11 protein-coding genes are annotated in these 15,054 nt (G+C 35.1%); 8 read left to right on the top strand and 3 right to left on the bottom strand.

What is annotated here, in order from left to right:
- Positions 1-45 precede the first annotated feature (45 nt).
- Complete coding sequence (locus tag DKL58_RS06275; RefSeq protein WP_109586504.1) at positions 46-1,413, bottom strand: serine hydrolase domain-containing protein; 1,368 nt, start codon at positions 1,411-1,413, stop codon at positions 46-48.
- A gap of 183 nt (positions 1,414-1,596) precedes the next feature.
- On the opposite strand from DKL58_RS06275, the gene DKL58_RS06270 reads away from it, so the two are divergent.
- Together DKL58_RS06270 and DKL58_RS06265 are read left to right on the top strand one after the other, a co-directional pair.
- A complete protein-coding gene (locus tag DKL58_RS06270; protein WP_109586503.1) occupies positions 1,597-3,363 on the top strand; it encodes an oligopeptide ABC transporter substrate-binding protein in 1,767 nt (588 codons plus the stop codon).
- 19 nt (positions 3,364-3,382) lie between these two features.
- On the top strand, positions 3,383-4,297 hold the full coding sequence (locus DKL58_RS06265; protein WP_109586502.1) for a proline-specific peptidase family protein: 915 nt from the start codon (positions 3,383-3,385) through the stop codon (positions 4,295-4,297).
- Positions 4,298-4,477: 180 nt separating this feature from the next.
- Here the strand turns inward: DKL58_RS06265 and DKL58_RS06260 are convergent, their stop codons facing one another.
- Complete coding sequence (locus DKL58_RS06260) at positions 4,478-5,347, bottom strand: RluA family pseudouridine synthase (RefSeq protein ID WP_109586501.1); 870 nt, start codon at positions 5,345-5,347, stop codon at positions 4,478-4,480.
- An 84-nt stretch (positions 5,348-5,431) separates the two neighbouring features.
- On the opposite strand from DKL58_RS06260, the gene DKL58_RS06255 reads away from it, so the two are divergent.
- The 6 genes from DKL58_RS06255 to DKL58_RS06230 all read left to right on the top strand — a co-directional run bounded on the left by DKL58_RS06255 (position 5,432) and on the right by DKL58_RS06230 (position 13,982).
- Positions 5,432-7,489: a PBP1A family penicillin-binding protein gene (locus DKL58_RS06255; RefSeq protein ID WP_109586500.1), complete on the top strand. Its 2,058-nt coding sequence runs from the start codon at positions 5,432-5,434 to the stop codon at positions 7,487-7,489.
- A 14-nt stretch (positions 7,490-7,503) separates the two neighbouring features.
- Positions 7,504-7,857, top strand: coding sequence for a YlbF family regulator (locus DKL58_RS06250; protein WP_034980093.1), 354 nt, complete (start codon positions 7,504-7,506; stop codon positions 7,855-7,857).
- 2 nt (positions 7,858-7,859) lie between these two features.
- Entirely contained in the window at positions 7,860-9,071 is a 1,212-nt protein-coding gene (locus tag DKL58_RS06245; protein ID WP_109586499.1) for a metallophosphoesterase family protein, read from the top strand.
- The gene (locus tag DKL58_RS06240; protein ID WP_109586498.1) at positions 9,055-11,556 is read left to right on the top strand and encodes an AAA family ATPase; all 2,502 of its coding nucleotides are present in this window, start codon (positions 9,055-9,057) and stop codon (positions 11,554-11,556) included. The genes DKL58_RS06245 and DKL58_RS06240 overlap by 17 nt, the downstream gene beginning before the upstream one ends.
- The gene (locus DKL58_RS06235; RefSeq protein WP_034980102.1) at positions 11,549-12,526 is read left to right on the top strand and encodes a 3'-5' exoribonuclease YhaM family protein; all 978 of its coding nucleotides are present in this window, start codon (positions 11,549-11,551) and stop codon (positions 12,524-12,526) included. Before DKL58_RS06240 ends, DKL58_RS06235 begins: the two co-directional genes overlap by 8 nt.
- Positions 12,527-12,587: 61 nt before the next feature.
- Positions 12,588-13,982, top strand: coding sequence for an IS3 family transposase (locus DKL58_RS06230; protein ID WP_338034133.1), 1,395 nt, complete (start codon positions 12,588-12,590; stop codon positions 13,980-13,982).
- Positions 13,983-14,046: 64 nt separating this feature from the next.
- Here DKL58_RS06230 and DKL58_RS06225 read toward each other — a convergent pair whose 3' ends face one another.
- Positions 14,047-14,946 (bottom strand): peptidylprolyl isomerase PrsA, encoded by a 900-nt coding sequence (locus DKL58_RS06225; protein WP_109586497.1) that lies wholly within the window; start codon positions 14,944-14,946, stop codon positions 14,047-14,049.
- Positions 14,947-15,054: the final 108 nt, after the last annotated feature.

Genomic DNA, 15,054 nt, shown 5'->3' with positions numbered 1-15,054 from the left:
ACAATTTTGAGCTAAACTTTAATTATTAAAGTTTAGCTTTTTTAATTATAACTTTGTGAAAGTAGTTGGTTCTTTAAGTGCGCGCTCTGTCCAAAGCAAAACTTGATTTTGATGAATTTCAATTGGTAAAAGCTCATGCTGATACAGTCTTTCTTCCACATACATTTTACCTTTTTCATTAACAATAACAGGATAATCCCACTTGCCAATTGTAACTGTTAAATTACCATCTTTTTCATTTAGAGTGATTAAACCGTAGCCTGGGTTTTCATAATCTCCTAAAAGATTATCTTTAGCCGCAAAATTTTTGGGTGATTTTCCTTTAAGAATGGCAATGTTTTCTTCACGCGTTGCTAATTTTTGATCAACAATCTGTTTAATTTTGCTAGTCCAATCCGTATCCGAAATACCTAAGGTATCATCTATTGTTTGATATGCCAATGCAAAAATTGCATCTGTTGAATCCATATTTGTGGTCGAAACAAAAGCTAAATCAAGATCAGGAACAAAGCCCATGAAAGAGCAGTAACCAATGTATGAACCACTGTGGTAGAAGTATTTGTGTCCGCGGTAATCTTCCATCATCATACCTAAACCGTAAGCACCAAAATTAGCACCACCGTAGGCACGGCTTGGAGCCATAATAGATTGAGGCAAAAAGTGTTCAGCTATTGCGTTGTTTTTGTTTTCTTTTTGCAATTTTAATTGATACTCAGCCCAGGTAAGCAAATCCGAAATAGATGAGAGCATACTGCTGGCACCACCAACTTTACCAGGTGCAATAAAAGGAACCTCTTCTGTAATTCCATTGTCTCTAATATATGGTTTAACTATATCTTCTCTTGGTGCTTCATGATGGTTAATATAAGTTCTAGTTAACTTAAGGGGTTCGAGTAAATGCTGGTGCTCATAGGTACCGTAATCTTCACCAATTACTTGTTCAAAAGCATGGGTGGCTAAAGCAAAGACCAGGTTGCTGTATTGCATTTTATAACGTAATTCATGGTTAGGCTTTAAATGACCAACGTGTTCAGCTTTTTCTTTTAAAGAAAGGTCATGCTTGTTCATATTAGTAAAACGCATCAGATCGTGAGCTGGTAAGCCACTTTGGTGACTAAGGGCGTCCCTCCATGTTAAATGATCTTCAGCATATTTATCTTCTAGCTTAAGCTCAGGCCAAGATTTTTTTAAAGGATCATCTAAATTTATCTTACCTTCATCAGCCAATTGACAAACTGCAGTAGCAAAAAATGTTTTGGAAATTGAAGCTAAAGGATAAAGATTGTCTTGCTCAGCTTGACCATATACATGACTAAAGCTTTCACCTTTGTGATAAACACCAATTCCTAAACTGGGTAAATTAAAAGTATTAATAGCTTTTTGAGCTAAATCGGCAATTTTTTGCTTGTTCATATTTACTTTCTAACTCTTTCTATATTTATTTTTTCCATATTAAAATTATACAGAAGCATTTGTTATTTTACACTAAATAAAAATCCTTTTAAATACTCCTTTAAAATATATGATTATACAATTTGACATAAATGAAAAATTTATTAATAATATTAGTAAAATATAATGAAATGAGTGATTTTTATGAAAAAAAGAAGTAAGCTTGCTTCTGCTGGCATTTTGAGTCTAGCTTCCATAACACTGGCAGCCTGTGCTAAAAGTGCTAACAATAGTGATGACACTAAGACAGTGAAAAAATTTCCTGTTGAAGCTCCTAAAAAGAATGTTAAAGATGGTGGAACTGTGAAAGTTGCAGTTGTTACAGATACACCTTTTTCAGGTATTTTTTCACAAGAACTTTCCTCTGAAGACCTAGACTCAATGGTTGCAGCTCCCGGTCAAGAAACTTTATTCGATAGTGATGATCAATATGGTGTCACTGATAAAGGTCCAGCTACACGTAAATTAGATCCTAAAAATAAGACGATCACAATCAATATTAAAAAGGGCGTTAAATGGTCTGACGGTAAGCAAGTAGTAGCCAAAGATTTCGAATATGCGTATGAGATTTTGGCTAACAAAGATACAGCTTGTCCGCGGTATAGCAGTCAGTTTGAAGTCTTAAAGGGCTTAAAAGAATATCACGAAGGCAAAGCTAAAACTATTTCTGGAATTGAAATGCCTGATGGAGAAAATGGCCGTAAAGTTGTTTTACACTGCTCAGCTTTAAATCCAAGTATGTCAAATGCAGGAAGTCGTTCGCTTTGGGAAGCAGTTGAACCTTATCATTATTTAAAAGATATTCCTTTTTCTAAATTAAAGTCTTCAGATAGGATCAGGAAGAATCCCTTATTTTTCGGACCGTTTAAGATTGAAAAACTAGTTAGAGGGCAATCTGCAACCTGGGTACCGAACAAATATTACTGGAGAGGGAAACCAAAATTAGATAAAGTTGTTATATCAGTGGTATCTCCTAATTCTGCTTCTCAAGCAATTAAAAGTCATAAATTTGATATTATTCCTGTAATTAATACCCAGTGGCCACAAGTTAAAAATACCAAAAACGTGAACTTCATTGCCCAAATCCCAATTGCTTATCATTATTTAGGCTTTAAAGTAGGAAAATGGGATGCTGAAAAGAGCAAGAATGTCATGAATCCTAAAGCCAAGATGAATAATAAGGCCTTAAGGCAGGCAATAGGTTATGCCATGAATGTTGATGCGGTTAATAAGCGTTATACATATGGTTTAACGTTTAGAGTAAAAACTTTGGTTCCAGAAAAATTTGGTGACTACTTTGATAAAACTGAGAAAGGATATAATTACGACTTAAAAAAGGCAAATCAGATTTTGGATAAAGCGGGTTACAAGAAGAAAGGAAAGTGGCGCGTTCAGCCAAATGGCAAGCCTTTGGTAATTCATTTTGCAGCTATGAGTGGGGATACTACTCAGGAGCCAATAGTTCAAAACTACTTGCAGCAGTGGCATAAAGTTGGACTGAATGTACAATTGTCCACGGGTCGTTTAATTGAACACAATTCTTTCTATGATAAATTACAACATGATAATAAAGGAGTCGACATGTATCTGGCTGGTTGGTCAACGCCTACTGAACCTTCGCCACATCCATATTATAGTGAATCAGCACCTTTTAACATGACCAGATTTGTAACTGCAAAAAACAATAAACTTTTGGATGAGATAAATTCTCAAAAGGCTTTTAATCATGATTATCGGGTTAAAAAATTTCATGAATGGCAAAGATATATGAATGATGAAGCCTATGTTATCCCAGTTGATAATTCCTATCAGATCTTTGCAGTTAATGACAAGATTTCCGGCTATTCGCTTAAGCCGTCAAAACAAAACAATAATCATCCTTTGTGGAATGAAGTAGGTTTTACTAAATAGAAAGAAGCTGTAAATTTCAATGAGAACTGGAACAAAAATTATAACTTTAGATAATGGCTATCATTTGTGGACAAGTACCCAAGGTGAAGGCGATATTCATTTATTAGCTCTTCACGGTGGACCAGGAGGAAATCATGAATATTGGGAAGACGCTGCTGACCAATTAGCAAAGCAGGGACTACATGTTCAAGTTACTATGTATGATCAGTTAGGCTCTCTTTATTCAGATCAACCGGATTATGATAATCCTGAAATTGCAGCCAAATACTTAACTTATGAATACTTCCTTGATGAAGTTGATGAAGTTCGTGCCAAACTTGGTCTTGATAATTGCTACTTGATTGGACAAAGTTGGGGTGGCCTGCTGGCACAAGAATATGCGGTGAAATATGGTCAACACTTAAAAGGGACGATTATTTCTTCCATGGTTGATGATACTGATGACTATATTGAGTCAATTAACCGTCGTAGACAAGAAATTTTCCCGCAATCAGAAATTGACTTTATGCGTGAATGTGAAGAAAACAATGACTATGACAATAAACGCTACCAAGAGGATATTCAAATATTAAATATTAACTTTCTTGATCGGCGACAGCCATGCAAGCTATATCATATTAAGCGTATCGGTGGTTTGACTGTTTACCATGCCTTTCAAGGTGATAATGAATTTGTAGTAACAGGTAAATTAAAAGATTGGCATTTTAGAAAGTACTTAAAGCAAATAAAAATGCCGACCCTTTTGACTTTTGGTGAAGAAGATACTATGCCTTTAGAGACTGCAAAGATTATGCAACGTGAAATTCCTAATTCACGCTTAGTTACTACACCGAATGCAGGACATCATCACATGGTTGATAATCCTGATGTTTACTATAAGCATGTAGCAGATTTTATCCGTGAAGTTGAGGATGGCACTTTTGTGGGTGATTAAATTATCAGAAATCTTAGCAAATAGATTTTGTTTAATTAGAATTTATTAAAAATTGTTGGATAAATAGTTAACAGTTTTATTATTTATTAGCAAAATTACTTGATTTGAATCTTTAAGTACTACATTATAGAAATTTTAATTAAATAAAGAAGACCGTAAGTCATTTGACAAACGGTCTTTTTAATTTTGCAGTAAAGGAATATTTTTATCTGGTAATTTTACTTTCAGTTTGTCTAATGTAAAAGGCTTTTGTAGTGCTATTTGGTAAGCAGTTAGGTGCAAAAATTGTTCATTTTTAAAGTTGGGGTTATACAGTGGATCTCCTACAATTGGGCAGTCAATCGCAGCCAAATGAACCCGAATTTGGTGCGTTCTTCCTGTTTCCAGTTCTAATTTAACTAAAGCAGTATTATTGTCTAAATGCTTTAAAATCTGATAATGTGTGATTGACTTTTGACCGTTACTTATTATCTTGCGTTTGCGCTGATCAAGTGGGTCATGGCCAATTGGCAAATAGATTGTTCCTCTGTTAGCTATCGGTTCATTAATATTAATCACAGCTAAATACTCGCGCTGAAAAAGTTTACTGGTTAATTCGCGATTCAAAATAGGAACAACAGCTGGGTTTTTGGCAACCAGTAGCAGACCACTGGTTAACATATCTAGCCGATGTACGATAAAAGGGGAAAATCCTAAATAGGTGGCACAATCATTCAAAGCTGTGTTAGTTTCATTTGAATTAGGATGCGTCTTTTGTCCCGCAGGTTTATTTATAATTAAGAGATTCTCATCTTCGTAAATAACCTCCGGAATTTTACCACTTGCTGGATAAATATGTTGCTTAGTTTCAACGTGATCGAGCCAGAGTTCAACTTTATCATTCGGGCTTACTTTTTGATTAAAATGATAATAACTACCATTAATCAGTACTTTTTGTTCAACTCGCAAAAAATGACGCCATTTTCTCGGAATGAGTAATTGACGTAATAAATCATTGACAGAACACGGATTGAGATTTTCAGGGAAGTTAAAGGTAAAATAATAGCTCATAAATATTTGTTAAATCTTTTTGAAAATAAAGGTAATTTCCTTTAATATGATACAATTTTAGTTGTTTCTAAAGGAGCAGATAAAATGGAAAACAATGAACCAAAGAAAAACGGGATAGGTGGCCTATGGCACCGTTTTGATAACCGTTTTTTCATCGGTCGCTGGATCATTTTGATTTTGCTTACCGTGATGTTATTGGTTTGTACTTATTATACCGTTAAAGTTAAGACTTCAAATATATCAAATTTAAAAGCATCATTATCAGCTACAACCGGTATTTACGATTATAGAAGCCAAAAATCTGGTTCACTATACTCACAAAAAGGCACGTATGTTGGCTATAATAAAATTTCCCCTAATGTAAAAAATGCAGTTATATCAACAGAAGATCGTACTTTCTGGAAGAACCCGGGCTTTAGTATCAAAGGCATGGGCAGAGCTGCTTTAGGCTTGGTTCTTAACCGTGGTCAAATATCTGGTGGTGGTTCAACTATCACACAACAATTGGCTAAAAATGCTTTATTGACGCAAAAGCAAACCTTCTCTCGTAAAGTTGAGGAACTTTTCTTTGCTGTCGAGATAAATCACGTTTATTCTAAAAAAGACATATTGACTATGTACCTTAATAAAGCTTATTTTGGCAATGGTGTATGGGGTGTTGAAGATGCCAGTCAAAAGTATTTTGGCAAGAATGCCAGTCAGTTGACAATCGGAGAAGGAGCAACTTTAGCCGGTATTTTACGTAATCCAAGTAAATATAACCCAATTGACCATATGTCCTATGCTTTGTCTCGGAGAAATCTGATTTTAAATCTAATGGTTGATAATAAAAAATTATCAAGTTCCAGGGCGAAAAGTGAGCAAAAAATTGGTTTAACTTTACATGATACTTATCATAATAAAGATGGATATCGTTACCCTTATTTCTTTGACGCAGTAGTTGATGAGGCAATTAATCGCTATGGCCTAAAAGAAGAAGACGTAATGAATAAGGGATTGAAGATATATACAACTCTTAATCAAAATTATCAAAGTCAGCTGCAGCAAAAATTTGAACAGGGTTATCTGTTCCCGCAAAATGCCACTGATGGTACTAAACCTCAAGGCGCATCAGTGGTAATGGATCCTGCAACGGGTGCAGTTCGAGCTGTAGTAGGTGGTCGAGGCAAACATGTTTTCCGTGGCTATAACCGTGCGACTCAAATGAAAAGACAGCCAGGCTCTTCAATTAAGCCGCTAGTTTCTTATGCTCCAGCACTTCAACAGGGTTATCACTATGATTCACAGCTTTCTAACAAACTGCAGCGTTTTGGTAAAAATGGTTATCAACCGCATAACGTTGACAATGGTTATTCTGATAAAATCCCGATGTACTCTGCCTTAGCACAGAGTAAGAATGTTCCCGCGGTTTGGCTATTAGATCGAATTGGGGTATCTAAGGGAGTTCAATCAGCCAATAATTTTGGTATCAAGGTACCAAAAGAAGATCAAAATCTTGCTTTAGCTCTAGGTGGACTATCAACAGGTGTTTCACCAATTCAAATGGCGCGTGCATATTCAGCTTTTGCCAATAAGGGAAATTTGCCTAATAATTCTTATTTCATCACTAAGATTACTGATGCTAGTGGGAATGTGATTGCTGAAAATCATGATACTGGCACGCACCGCATCATTTCAGAAAATACTGCTAAAGAAATGACTACTATGCTATTGGGAGTTTTTGCTGGAGGCACTGGAACATCCGCTCAACCAGCCGGTTATCGAGTTGCAGGTAAAACTGGGTCAACTGAAGTACCAAACTCTTATGGTTTTGGTACTAAGGACCAGTGGATCGTTGGTTATACGCCTGACGTTGTGGTAGCCACTTGGGTTGGCTTTGACCGTACTAATCAGCAGCACTTCATGCATGGCGTTTCGGAAACTGGTATTACCAGGTTATATAAAGCTGAAATGGAAAGTATTTTGCCATATACAGCTCAAAATCAATTTAAAGAACAGGCTCCAAAGCAAATTATTCAAAACAACGGTGCTGGTTCTGATTGGACAAAGGGCTTTGGTGATAAAATCGAAAAAGGCTTAGGTTCAGCAGGAGAAAAAATTAATGAATGGTATAATGACATTAAAGGACTTTTAGGTCATTAATTAGGAGGAAAAATATGATTAATATTTATGATTCAGCAAATCAAGTAGCAACTGATTTGCAAAAGCTTGACGAATTTAAAGCTTTAAGTGAGGCTGTTGCTGCTGTTAAAAGCAATGAGGAAAGTGCTGCTTTGTTCAAACAGATGGATGAGATGCAAACAAAAATTATTAATTCACAGTCTGAGGGAAGAGATTTTCCTAAGGATCTCGAAGAGGATTATAAAAAATTAAATGAAAAAGTGCAAAAAGATGCACAAATATTAAAACTCTTGCAGGCTGAACAAAGTATGTATAAAACAATTGACGACGTTCAAAAAGCAATTACTAAGCCAATTAATGACCTTTATGATGGTCTTAGGAATAAATAATAATGAAATTTATCCATTTTGCTGACGCACATTTAGATAGTCCATTTTTGGGGCTATCTTTTTTACCATCTGAGAGTTTTAAGCAGATTCAAAAAGCTCCAATGCAATCTTTAACTAAAATTGTAGATCTGGCTCTAAAAGAAAAGGTAGATTTAGTATTAATTGCTGGGGATACTTTTGATAGTTTCAAGCCAACTCCCAGTGTACAAATTTTTTTCGCCCATGAAATTGAGCGACTAGTCAATGCGCAGATTCAGGTAATTATGATTTTTGGTAATCATGATCATATGGCAAAGGAAGACTTATTGGTTGCTGAAAGTCCTTATTTCAAATTATTGGGTAATGGTGAAAAAGTAGAAACTGTCTCTTATAAAACAAAAAATGGTTTTGAGTATGACGTGAGCGGTTTTTCATATTTGGCCAATCATATTAATGATGATATGGCGGCGCAATTTCCTGCTAAAAGCAATCGTTATACTTTTGGCATCATGCACGCACAGGAAAGAGCTGGTACAAGTTCACAAAATGTTTATGCTCCTTTTAGTTTGAGTGAGTTACAAAATCTCAATTACAATTATTTTGCATTGGGTCATATTCATTTAAGACAAGTCTTGTCCGAAACTCCTTTAATTGTATACCCGGGAAACATCCAAGGGCGTCATATTAATGAAACCGGTCCAAAAGGTTGCTATTTAGGAACTATTGATGAGCAAACAAAACAAACTAAGATTAATTTTGTGCAGACTAATTCTATTACATGGAGTAAAAAAGAAATTGAATTAACACAACCAATGACAAAAACAGAACTGGAAAATATGATTATTAATTGTTTGTCCGCGATATCAACTACTTATTTTTGTCTGCAAATTAAGGGTGCTGATTTTTTGAATGAAAAAGAAAAAGAATTGGTTCAAGACAGTGATTTTTGTCAAATGATTTCCAGAAAACTGACTCACGACTCACAATTAGTAGATGTCCGTTTTATTAATGGGAGCAATTTAGAGATCGCCTTTAATGATCAAAAATACTTTAAACAGGCTGAAAAAGAAGTTTTTAGTCCTGATCAATTTGCTCAAATCAGTAAAAGCTGGGCTTTAAAAACTGATTATACTGATAGTTTGGCCCAAGACCCTGAATTTGCTCAGGAAGTAAAGCAACTCGCGGAAGTCAAGTTGAATAGTAAATTGAAAGGAGTTAATGGTGAAATTAATTAAACTTCAAATAGTTAATTTTGGTCAATTTTCAAACTTTACTTTTGATTTATCAAATTCAAATATTGATGTTTTTTACGGAGCTAATGAAGCGGGAAAGAGTACCATCGTTGCCTTTATTAAACAGATTTTATTTGGCTTTCACCTTGCTAACCAAAGTTCAGAGTTTTTTGAGGACTACACTCCTTTGGCACAAGTAAGTCCAATGGGCGGGTCTTTATTTTTTGAAAATGAAAATGGTCAGCATTATCAATTGGAAAGACTTTATGCAAAGGGTAAAGGTTCAAAAGCTGGCACTCTGACTGTTAAATGTGATAATCAGGTTATACCAGAAAATGTTTTTTTTGATCAAATTAAAAATATTGATGGTAAATTTTATACTGACAGTTTTATTTTTAATCAGGATATGCTGGCAAAAGTTGATCAGATTAAGCAGAAAGACTTAATGGAACGTATCTATTATTTGGGTGCGGCTAATAGCGACAGCCTAATAACTTTACGTGATGATTTTGCTAAAAGTGCTGATGCCTTGTTCAAAAAAACTGGTAAAAAGCCGCCTATTAACCAATTGTTGTTAGAAATTAAAGAACAAGAAAATGAAGTCAGTAATTCTGAAAATGAATTTTCGGTTTACCAAGAACTTAATGACAATTTTAAGAAGCAAAGAGGTTTGCAACATCAAGAAGAGCAAAAAGAACTTGAATTACAAAAAGAGTATGACAGTTTAGATAAGATTCAAAAACTTTTTCCGAGTTACGAAAAATTGCAAGATTTGCAAAATCAAGTTAGAACAATTAATTTTGATTCAAAGCAATTTCAGTCAGCTCAAACTCTAACCATACAAGCTGAATCTTTGCATAAAAAGCAACAAAAAATAACTGCAAAGTTAAATGAATATTCTGATGATCCGGAAGAAAATACAGCAGTTTCAAAGCTGTTACAAAAAAAGCCGGAAGTATTGCAATGGCAATCAGAATATCGCAACTGCTTACAAAAAGATGAACAAATAAAAGATGAGCAAAATCAACTTATTGCACTTGATTCAAATTTAAATAAAATTGTGAAAATGAATCAAGAGCAAATAATTAAGTTGCAAGAAGATTATCAAAAGTTGCCTCAAAAGGAATTGAAGATTGAGCAGAGTAAGAGTGATAATTCTAAGCAATTCCTTCTTTTTGGTGGCATTATTTTTGTTGTCGGTTTAATTTTATTGTTTATTGCACGAGTTTTTGGCTTTTTAGCTAGCGGTGTTGGACTGGCATTAATAGTATTTGGTTCTTATCGGCAAAAACAAACACAAAAAACAGTAGAAACTGCTGCAGAACAGAACGAAAAATTAAGGCAACAAAGGCAGTCTTTTGAAAAACGGTATGGTATTAATCCAATCAATTTAGATATAAATAATTTAATTAATGAGTGGAGACAATATAAAGTATTAATTCAAAACTTAAAAAGAAATAATCAGCGAAAAAATGAGTTAATAGGATTAGTCACACCGATAGCAGTCCAATTAGGTGATGAACTGAATCAAACTGTAAGTACTTTTGAAGATGTATTGAATGCACTAGACCAACTAACTGAGAAAATAAATTTAGAGAAATTACGCCGTGAAAAGCAAACTAGTTTAAAAAATAGTTTGGTTGAAAATAAAGATGAACTCAATGAAATTACCACTAAACTAAAAATAATCTTAGCAAAAGCGCAAGTTTCGAGTTTAGCTGAATATGAGCAAGTCCAAAAGCAAAAGTTAAAACAGGATAAGATACAAAACCAAATTGATGCTCTTAAGTCAAATTTGCAGAATGATTTAAGTGAGTTGAAAAGTTATGCAAAAAATAAAACCAAAAATCAAAATGATCTCGCAAATTTAAGGTTAAAGATCTCTTCTGTTCATGAAAATATTAATCATTTACAAGAAAAAACAGCTGAAATAAAAGTAAAAATGGAAAATTTAGCAAACTCCACAGCTGTTTTCGAAGAAAAACAAAAACTGGCTAATTTAAAGGCAAAATTAAAAAATTTGAGTATTGAATATCTGGCTAACTTATTTACAGCTAAATGGATTGGTCGAGCTCTTGATTTGGCATCGAATGAACGATTTCCTAAAATGTTGGTTACTGCTAAAGAATATTTGCGACTATTAACGAATAATCGGTATAATAATATTGAATTTGGTAAAAAAATAACGGTTACTCGTTTTGATAGTAAAAAGATAGAAGTGCAATATCTTTCTAGAGGAACTTCTGAACAATTATACTTTGCTTTAAAACTGGCTTTTGTTCAACAGATACAAGATGAAATAAACTTACCTATATTAATAGACGATTCTTTTGTTAACTTTGATGATCAGAGAGTTAATGAAATTGAAAAGTTGCTTCAAGCTATTGCTGGAAGCAATCAGGTATTAATTTTTACTGCACAAACAAGTCTAGTTGATAAATTGCAAATACAACCGCTAACTTTTAAGAGAGGAACTAAAAATGTATAAACGTTTGCTGGATTATAATGATGGCGAAGAACTAGAGTTGGTTGTACTGATTAAGAATTCTCAATTAAGACATACAAAAAAGGGTAAACTATATTTAGCAATGTCATTTAGTGACTCATCTGGTGAAATTCGTGGCAACTTTTGGGATGCAAATGATCAAGATGCTGCAACATTTAATGCAGGGACTATTGTTGAGCTTGATGGTAAGCGCGAAGAATATCAGGGACAGCCACAAATAAAGATTTACAGCTTGCGTGTTGTTGGTCCAGAGGAAGGTTATGACCTCAGGCAATTTATTAAATCAGCTCCCGAAAAAATTGCTGATATGAAAGAAGAGATAAACCAATATGTCTTTGAGATACTGAATCCTACTTGGAACAGAATTGTACGATTCTTATTAAAAAAATGGGATAAACGTTTTTTTGATTTTCCAGCGGGAAAGAGTAACCACCATGCAGTGCGTGGTGGTTTAGCATACCATACTGTATCAATGCTGCGTGATGCAAAAGGCCTTGCGGACAATTATTCTCAAGTTAACCGTTCTTTGTTATATGCCGGCTGTATTCTTCATGATATGGGTAAAGTGCTTGAATTAACCGGTCCAGCAGCGACCCAATATACTACTGAAGGTAATTTGATTGGACATCTGGTTTTAATTGATGAACAAATTATGCTGGCGGCTCAACAGCTTAAAATTGATTTAGAATCTGAAGACTTGTTGCTGCTAAGGCACATGGTTTTATCTCACCATGGTAAATTTGAGTATGGTTCACCTAAGTTACCTGCTTTGCTTGAAGCCGAGTTACTGCATCGTATTGATGATTTGGACGCATCTGTTTATGCTATTACTAATGCTTTACAGCACACTCGTCCAGGAGACTTTACAGATAATATAATGAGTCAAGGTGGTCGAAAATTTTATAGGCCCAAAATAGATGAATCATTAGGAAAAGCTCATAAATTAGAATAAAAAAAGAGTTCAAGCTTGTGATATGACCCCCAAATTTAGGACAAATTTGGGGGTCATTTTTATGTCCAAATTATCTAAACAAGATAAAGTTGAAATCTATCATCTTTGGCACGATTATCAAATCAGCCCTGCTGAGCTAAGTCAGCGTTATCGTGTTGGCAAGACTAATATTAATTACTTGTTAGCTTTAATTGGCCGTCACGGTCTAGCTATTTTAGATCAGCCTTTCACTGCTTATACAAGTAATTTTAAGGAGCAAGCTCTTAGGCGAATCATAGTTGAACATGAGCCTGCCCGTCGAGTATCTATTGACTTGGGCTTAAAAAGTAGTGGCATGTTGTCTAATTGGCTGCGCGAATATCGTAAAAATGGGTATAATATCGTTAACAAGCAGAGAGGACGACCGCCCCATGACCAAAAGAGAACAGCTGATCAAACAGGAAAATCATCGGCTCAAGCAAGAGAACGACCGCTTACGCCAGCAGAACTTAAAGCTGAAAATCGAGAACGAATTCGTAAAAAAATTGAGCGTCTTAGTCGACCAGCGGACCAAGAACCGCAAGCCGCGGAAATAGCCCAGGCAGTTACCCAACTAAGGCGCGAGCTTAAAGTCAGCGTAACTTTTATTCTTGATGCCATTAATGCCAATCCCAATCTGCCGCACTTATCCCGTAGTAATTACTACTACACTTTAAAGAAGAAGGACAAAGAGCGGGATAATCGAGAAATAATGGCAGAAATCAAAACTATCTATGAAGAACACAAGCACCGCTATGGCTATCGCCGCATTACTGCAGAACTTAGGCGTCGCGGTTTATTAGTCAACCATAAAAAGGTGCAGCGCTTAATGAACAAGCTGAAACTGTTTGGCATAGTCAGTAAACGCTGGCACAAATACAGCAGCTATCGCGGCACTCAGGGTCCGATTAAGCCTGACCTGATTAAACGCAGCTTCAGTGCGGTTTATCCCAATCACAAATGGTATTCAGATGTGACGGAGTTTAAGCTCAAGGGGCAAAAGACCTATTTATCACCGATCATTGATGGCTGCACTCAAGAGATTGTTTCCTATACCATTTCCCGCAGCCCTAATCTTAAGCAGACCATGGATATGTTAAGAAAGGCCTGGGACAAGCATCCGGCACTGAATGGCTTGATCTTTCACACTGATCAAGGCTGGCAATACCAAAACGGCCAGTTTCAAGCATGGCTCAAAAATCGTGGCATTAGCCAATCAATGTCACGCAAGGGCAATTCGCTTGATGATGGGTTAATGGAAGGCTTCTTCGGCATACTCAAACGAGAAATGTTTTATGGCTTTGAAAAACAGTTTAAAAATCTCACTGAACTGGAAGATGCGATTAGAGACTACATTGAGTATTACAATCAGAATAGAATCAAAATCAAACTAAAAGGACTAACTCCGCTTGAATATCGGAAGCTAGTCCTCAGTTAGCAGCTAATATAAAGTGTCCTAAATTTAGGGTTCACATCATTGATTGAACTCTTTTTAATATCTATTATTTTTTACTAGTTGAAGTAGAAACATAAGAAGCTAAAACATCTTTTAGATCTTTGTCTTTTATGTCAACTCCAGCTTTTTTAATAACCTTAGCTAGTACATCGTGCATAGTTTGTTGATCCTGTGACATTGTCTGATATATCTGGTCATCAATCTCTTTTTTGTGTGAAGCAAAGGATCCTTTAGCAGGGTGCTTAATCATTCTGATTACGTGATAACCTGATTGAGATTTAATTGGACTCTTTGTAGTTTCACCTGTCTTTAATTTAAAAGCGGCTTTCTTAAACGCAGGATCCAAACTTGAATCGGTAGAATCAAAAGTCGGCAGTTTTCCTTCATTATTCTTTGTTCCGGTATCTAAAGAATATTTCTTTACTAAACTCTTAAAGCTTTTACCATTCTTTAATTCATTAGTAATTTCTTCAGCTTTAGATTTTTTGGAAACTAAAATATGTTGCACTTTAACCTTAGGTTGATATGCTTTCCAAGCTTTTTCTTCTTGACTCTTTGAAATCTTCTTGATGTCTTTTAAGGCGACTTCAGTAAGCAAGTTTGTTTTCAAGTTTTGCTTGAAGCTTGAAGCAGTCATGCCATTTTGTTGCAAAACGGCATCAAATTGACTGCCGTACTGTTTTTTGTAGTTGTTATACTGTTTATCAACTTGCTTTTTTGAAACCTTGTTGCCATACTGTTGCTCTAAAACACGATTGATAATCATATTTGCCAATGCGGATTTACCTGACTGAGACTTTTTCATTTCATCATAGTATTCTTGTTGAGTAATCTTACCGCCTTTGTAAGAAGCAACGGTTTTACCACCATTGGAACAAGCTGCTGTCGATAAAGCCATACTTGCTACGGCAATGACAGCTGCTGCTTTTCTGATATATTTTTTCATAAAATAAATTCTCCACATCCTTAATAAATTAAGTCACCGACAACTAATATAACATAAACTGACAAATCTAGTTTTTATTTTTAAGTTTTTTGCCAAAAATTCGCAGTT

The sequence above is a fragment of the Lactobacillus kullabergensis genome (assembly GCF_003151025.1).
Taxonomy (GTDB): domain Bacteria; phylum Bacillota; class Bacilli; order Lactobacillales; family Lactobacillaceae; genus Lactobacillus; species Lactobacillus kullabergensis.
This window is presented reverse-complemented; position numbering and strand designations above follow the sequence as displayed.